Below are 5,796 nucleotides of genomic sequence, written 5' to 3'. Positions count from 1 at the left end.
GGCCGCGACGCTGTTCTGCACCGCGAGCACGGTGTTCTGCATGGTCGCACCGAGGCCGAGTCCGAGCACCGCCATGAAGACGCCGACGACGGCCAGGTTGGTGGTGTCGTCGATGGTCGCCAGCAGGGCCAAGCCGGCGATCACCAGGACCATGCCGCCGATCAGGAACTTCTTCCACGTGCCGGTCTCGGTGATGATTCGTCCGGAGATGATGCTCGAGACGAGCAGCCCGCCGACCATGCAGATCGACATCAGGCCGGCGCGCGTCGGCGACATGCCGCGAGCGAGCTGGAAGTACTGCGAGAGGTAGACCGTGGCGCCGAACATCGCGACCCCGATCAGCACCGACGCAGCGGTCGCGAGGGCCGTGGTGCGGTCCTTGAACAGGCGCAGCGGGATGACCGGGTCCTTGGCGACGTACGCCTCGACGAGGACGGCCGCGACGATCACGACCAGGCCTGCGGCGACGAGGGCGAGGCTGGTGACGGAGCCCCAGGGGAACTGGTTGCCGGCGAGCGAGACCCACACGAGGAGCAGGGAGACTCCGCCCATGAGCAGGGTGGCGCCGAGGTAGTCGATGTGCACCTCGCGCTTGATCACCGGCAGGTGGAGGGTCTTCTGGAGCACGACGAAGGCCAGCAGCGCCACCGGGAGCCCGGCGAAGAAGCACCAGCGCCAGCCGACGGTGTCGACGAGCAGGCCGCCGACCAGTGGACCGCTGACCGTGGCGAGGGCGAAGGTCGCGCCGATGTAGCCGCTGTAGCGGCCACGCTCGCGGGGCGAGACCATCGTCGCGATCACGACCTGGACGAGAGCCGTCAGGCCGCCGACGCCGAGGCCCTGGATCGCGCGCGCGCCGATGAGGACCTCCATCGAGGGCGCCAGACCGGCGATGACGGAGCCGATGGAGAAGATGACGAGCGCGCTCTGGACGAGCACCTTCTTGGAGAACTGGTCGGCGAGCTTGCCCCAGATCGGAGTCGTCGCCGTCATGGTCAGCAGGGTCGCGACGACCACCCACGTGTAGCCCGTCTGGCTGCCATCGAGGTCGGTCACGATGGCCGGCAACGCGTTGGACACGATGGTGCTGGAGAGCATCGCCACGAACATCGCGAGCAGGAGGCCGCTGAGGGCTTCCAGGACCTCGCGGTGGGTCATCTGGCCGGCCTGCTCGGCGCTGGCGAGGTTGGGGCGTGTCGGGGCGGAGGGGGACGGCACGGAAGCTCGATTCATGCTGGACACAAGGTTGTCGATGACAACTATATTCCGCCGAGGCGGACGCGCCCCATCCCGGCCGCAGTGGGCTCGGTCACGCCGTTCGCCTCCGGAGATGCAGCGACCCGCAGGCCTGTCCCTCGAGGGGACGATCCGGGGGATGATTCCGGGGCCTGCGGGTCGGGTGACTGCGTTGGATTCGCCGGCAGTGCGTCGACGACGGTGCTGCCTAGCGGGCAGCCACCTCACTCATCCGAAAAGACTTCATTTCTCGGACCACCTCCTTTCCGTGTCCTGACACCGTACGCCGCGGCGTGCGAGTGCTCAATGCCTTTGTTCGGCGACCCGGGAGCCGCGGGTCAGGCTGCCGGAGCAGCGAACTGCGAGCGGTAGAGCCGGGCATACGCGCCGTCCACCGTGAGCAGGGACTGGTGGCTGCCCTGCTCCACGATCGCGCCGTCCTCCATCACCAGGATCAGGTCGGCGTCGCGGATCGTGGAGAGCCGGTGCGCGATCACGAACGACGTACGATCGATCCGCAGCGCCGCCATCGCGTGCTGCAGCAACAGCTCGGTGCGGGTGTCGACCGACGAGGTGGCCTCGTCGAGGATCAACAGCTCCGGTGCGGCCAGGAAGGCCCGCGCGATGGTGATGAGCTGACGCTCGCCCGCCGAGAGATTGGCGCCATCCTCGTCGATCACCGTCTCGTAGCCGTCGGGCAGCGAGTGCACGAAGCGGTCCACGAACGTCGCCTGCGCGGCCTCGAGGATCTCCGCCTCGCTCGCCGTGGGACGCCCGTAGGCGATGTTGTCGCGGATCGTGCCGGCGAACAGCCAGGTGTCCTGGAGCACCATCCCGATCTGCGAGCGCAGCGCCGAGCGGGGCATCGACGCGATGTCGACGCCGTCCAGGGTGATCCGGCCCTGGTCGAGCTCGTAGAACCGCTCCACGAGGTTGACCAGCGTCGTCTTGCCGGCCCCGGTCGGGCCGACGATGGCGACGGTCTGGCCCGGGTGCGCGACCAGCGACAGACCCGAGATGAGCGGCCGGTCTGCGACGTACGAGAAGGACACCTCCTCGAAGCGCACCTCGCCGTGCCGCCGGCCGGGTGCAGCCGCCTCGCCGATCGCGTCGGGCGACTGCTCAACCGCGTCGAGCAGCTCGAAGACCCGCTCGGCCGAGGCGACGCCGGACTGCATGAGGTTCATCATCGAGGCGACCTGTGTGAGCGGCTGCGTGAACTGGCGGGAGTACTGGATGAACGCCTGCACCTCGCCGAGCGACATGGAGCCGCTGGCGACGCGCAGGCCACCGAGGACCGCGATCACGACGTAGTTGAGGTTGCCGACGAACATCATGATCGGCATGATCAGTCCGCTCACGAACTGGGCACCGAACGACGCCTTCCACAGCTCGTCGTTCTCCTCGGCGAAGACCCGCTCGGCCTCGCGCTGGCGGCCGTAGACCTTGACCAGCGCGTGCCCGGAGAAGGTCTCCTCGATGTGCGCGTTGAGGCGTCCGGTCCGGCGCCACTGCTGGACGAACATGCCCTGCGAGCGCTTCATCACGAGTCCCGTCACGACCATCGAGATCGGCACCGAGACCAGCGCGACGAGGGCGAGCAGCGGCGAGATCCACAACATCATCGACAGCACCGCGACCACGGTCAGCACCGAGGTGAGCAGCTGGCTCAACGTCTGCTGCAGGGTCTGGCTGACATTGTCGATGTCGTTGGTGACCCGGCTGAGCAGCTCCCCGCGCGGCTGCCGGTCGAAGTAGCTCAGCGGCAGCGCGTTGACCTTGGTCTCCACGTCGTCGCGCATGCGCCGAACGGTCCCCTGCACCACGTCGTTGAGGAGGTAGCCCGCGACCCAGGCGAGCACGGCGGCACCGACGTAGATCCCGAGGACGATCAGCAGCACCTGCCCGACCGCATCGAAGTCGACACCCTGGCCGGGCACGAGATCCATGCCGGAGACCATGTCGGCGGTCCTGCCCTGGCCACGCTCGCGCAGCATCTGGACGGCCTCGGCCTTGGTCATGCCGGCCGGCAGGTCACCGCCGATCAGCCCGTTGAAGATCAGGTCGGTCGCGCGCCCGAGCACCCGCGGTCCGAGGGCGTTGGCGAGCACACTGATGACGGTCAGCGCGACCACCGCGAGCGTCTTGACCCGGTACGGCGCCATCCGCGCCATCAGCCGCTTGATGGACGGCCAGAAGGTGCTGGCCTTCCCGCCCACCATGCCGCCGCCCATCGGGCCCCGGCCCGGCCCGGGACCGGCCTGGATGCGCTCGGTCTCCTTCAACTCGCTGGCCGCGAGCTCGGCCGACGTGGGCTTGGTCGACTGGTGCGAGGTCGTGCTCATGCTGCTTCCTGTGCGGTGAGCTGGGACTCGACGATCTCGCGATAGGTCGCGCAGGTGTCGAGGAGCTGGTCGTGGGTGCCGCGGCCGACAACGGCCCCGTCGTCGAGGACGACGATCACGTCGGCATCGCGGATGGTGGAGACGCGCTGGGCGACGATCACGACGGTGGCGTCGCGGGTGACCGGCCGCAGCGCCGCACGCAACCGCGCGTCGGTGGTGAGGTCGAGGGCCGAGAACGAGTCGTCGAACAGGTAGATCTCGGGCCGCCGGATGACAGCTCGGGCGATGGCCAGGCGTTGGCGCTGGCCGCCGGAGAAGTTGGTGCCGCCCTGGGCGACCGCCGACTGGAGTCCGTCGGGCAGCTCCGCGACGAAGTCACGCGCCTGCGCGATCTCGAGCGCCTCCCACATCTGTTCCTCGGTGGCGTCGGGCCACCCGTGCTGGAGGTTGCTGGCGATGGTGCCGCTGAAGAGGAACGCCTTCTGCGGGACCAGCCCGAGCCTCGACCAGAGCAGGTCCGGCTCCAGCTCGCGGACGTCCACGCCGTCGACGAGCACGCGGCCGCCGGTCACGTCGAAGAGCCGCGGCACGAGGTTGAGCAGGGTGGTCTTGCCGGCGCCCGTGGAGCCGATGATCGCGACCGTCTGGCCGGGCCGGGCGTCGAGGCGCACGGCGCGCAGCACCGGCACGTCCGCGCCGGGATAGGCGTAGGTGACGTCGTCGAGCACCAGGGTTCCGCGCTCGGTGACGCTGGTGACCGGGTCGGCCGGCGGCACGACGCTGGACTCGGTCTCGAGCACCTCCATGATCCGGTCGGCACAGACCGCCGACCTGGGGATCATCATCATCATGAACGTCCCCATCATCACGCTCATGATGATCTGCATGAGGTAGGACAGGTAGGCCGTCAGCGCGCCGACCTCCATCTCCCCGGACTCGACGCGGTGGCCGCCGAACCACAGCACTGCCACCGACGCGACGTTGGCCACCAGCATCACGACCGGGAACATCCCGGCCAGCCAGCGGCCGGCCCGGATCGAGACCTGCGTGAGGTCGGCGTTGGCGTCCGCGAAGCGCTGCGTCTCGTGCTCCTCGCGGACGAAGGCCCGGACCACGCGGATGCCGGTGATCTGTTCACGCAGCAGGCGGTTGACCTCGTCGATCTTCTCCTGCATCACCCGGAAGCTGGGCACCATGCGACTCACGATGAAGCCGATCAGGCCGCCGAGGACCGGCACGGTGATGACGATCAGCCACGACAGGCCGACGTCCTCGCGGGTTGCCATCACGATCGCACCGACCATCATGATCGGCGCCGAGACCATCATCGTGAAGCCCAACAGCACCAGCATCTGCACCTGCTGGACGTCGTTGGTCTCGCGCGTGATCAGCGACGGGGCACCGAAGTGCTGGACCTCGCGGGCCGAGAACGAGCCGACCCGCTCGAAGATCTGGGCGCGCACGTCGCGACCGAATCCCATCGCCGTACGCGCGGCGAACCACACCGCGACCACGGAGCACAGGGCCTGCACCAGCGAGATCGCGAGCATCAGGCCGCCGCGCCGGATGATGAAGTCGGTGTCACCGGTCACGACTCCCCGGTCGATGATCTCGGCGTTGATGCTCGGGAGGTAGAGCATCGCCAGCGTGCCGATGAGCTGGAGTGTCACGATCACGGCGATCGGTCCCTGGTAGGGCGTGAGCCGGGTGCGGACGAGGCGAAGGAGCATCAGGGTTCCCTCGGGGTTGAACTTGGGTGCGAGGTGGCGAGCCCGTCGAGGACGGTGGTGACGATCTCGTCGGTCGTGAGGAGGCGACCGTCGCTGAGGTGCGGATGGCTGCCGGAGAAGGTCAGCAGTCGGGTGATCTGGACGAAGTCGGCCACGGGTACGGCGAGTTCGCCGGCGTGGGGCGCCAGCAGGTCCGCCATGATCCGGGCGCCCTCCTCGCGGTGGTGGTGCAGGTGCTTGCTCGCACTGGGCGGGCCGACCATGCCGACGGCCGTCATCAGCTCGAAGATGCCGCGGAAGCGGATCTGGAGCAGTGTCACGAGATCGGCGACGAGGGGTCGCAAGGGCTGGTCGGGTTCGATCCGGCGGAGGTCGGCGAGGAAGGGTGCCACGTCGAAGGCATGGTCGAGCGCCGCGGTGATGAGATCGTCCTTCGAGTCGAAGACCCGGAAGATCGTCCCCTCGGCCACGCCGGCGGCTTCGGC

General features: G+C 68.7%; 4 protein-coding genes. All 4 read right to left on the bottom strand.

Annotated features, from left to right (window positions below):
- A partial coding sequence (locus RMO85_RS14655; RefSeq protein ID WP_310529462.1) for an MFS transporter occupies window positions 1-1,218 on the bottom strand: 1,218 nt, incomplete at its 3' end.
- A 356-nt stretch (window positions 1,219-1,574) separates the two neighbouring features.
- Window positions 1,575-3,581 (bottom strand): ABC transporter ATP-binding protein, encoded by a 2,007-nt coding sequence (locus RMO85_RS14650; RefSeq protein WP_397204010.1) that lies wholly within the window; start codon window positions 3,579-3,581, stop codon window positions 1,575-1,577.
- On the bottom strand, window positions 3,578-5,311 hold the full coding sequence (locus RMO85_RS14645) for an ABC transporter ATP-binding protein (protein ID WP_310529461.1): 1,734 nt from the start codon (window positions 5,309-5,311) through the stop codon (window positions 3,578-3,580). Before RMO85_RS14645 ends, RMO85_RS14650 begins: the two co-directional genes overlap by 4 nt.
- Window positions 5,311-5,796 (bottom strand): TetR/AcrR family transcriptional regulator (locus tag RMO85_RS14640; RefSeq protein WP_310529460.1); only part of this gene is annotated, 486 nt, incomplete at its 5' end. The genes RMO85_RS14640 and RMO85_RS14645, both read right to left, overlap by 1 nt.

This window comes from Nocardioides sp. (assembly GCF_031422975.1).
Classification (GTDB): domain Bacteria; phylum Actinomycetota; class Actinomycetes; order Propionibacteriales; family Nocardioidaceae; genus Nocardioides.
This window is presented reverse-complemented; position numbering and strand designations above follow the sequence as displayed.